The sequence below is a fragment of the Xanthomonas sp. SHU 199 genome (assembly GCF_000364665.1).
In the GTDB taxonomy this organism is placed as follows: Bacteria; Pseudomonadota; Gammaproteobacteria; order Xanthomonadales; family Xanthomonadaceae; genus Xanthomonas_A; species Xanthomonas_A sontii.
On the sequence record NZ_AQOI01000786.1, the window covers coordinates 1 to 487 of the forward strand.

Below are 487 nucleotides of genomic sequence, written 5' to 3' on the forward strand. Positions count from 1 at the left end.
ACGATCGGTGCGGTGACGGTGCCGCCGACGCCGAACAGGCCGGTGATGCAGACCAGTTGCCCGTCGCCATCGCGGAAGCCGTCGAAGCGCAGCAGCCCGGCGCGGTGCCAGGCGCGCAGGAAGCCGGCGTGGTAGGCCGGATTGCAGTGCGAATACTTCTCCAGATACAGCTGCGCATACAGCGCGGCGATGCGCAGATAGTCGGCCTCGCCGATGGCGTCGTTGCCGCAGCGCTGCAGGTCGCGGCGGTCGACCAGCTTGAGGTCGCGGGCCAGGTCGCGATGGCGCAGCAGTCGCGGCCAGTCCTCGTACAGGTAGACCTGGCGGCTGGCGATCAGGGTGAAGCCTTCGGCCTGCAGCGCGTGCAGCCACTGCGGCGTGTCCACCGCGTTGAGCGAGCGGAACCACAGCGCGTGGTCGGGCCAGCGCGTGCGTGCGGCATCCAGCAACGCCCGCAAGCCGCTCTGCGGCAGCGGCGGGGGCAGGG

Annotated in this window: 1 pseudogene; it reads right to left on the reverse strand. The window is 70.8% G+C overall.

The features are described from left to right. Window positions 1-487, reverse strand: a pseudogene (locus tag D183_RS0121510) (hypothetical protein); the annotation flags it as partial.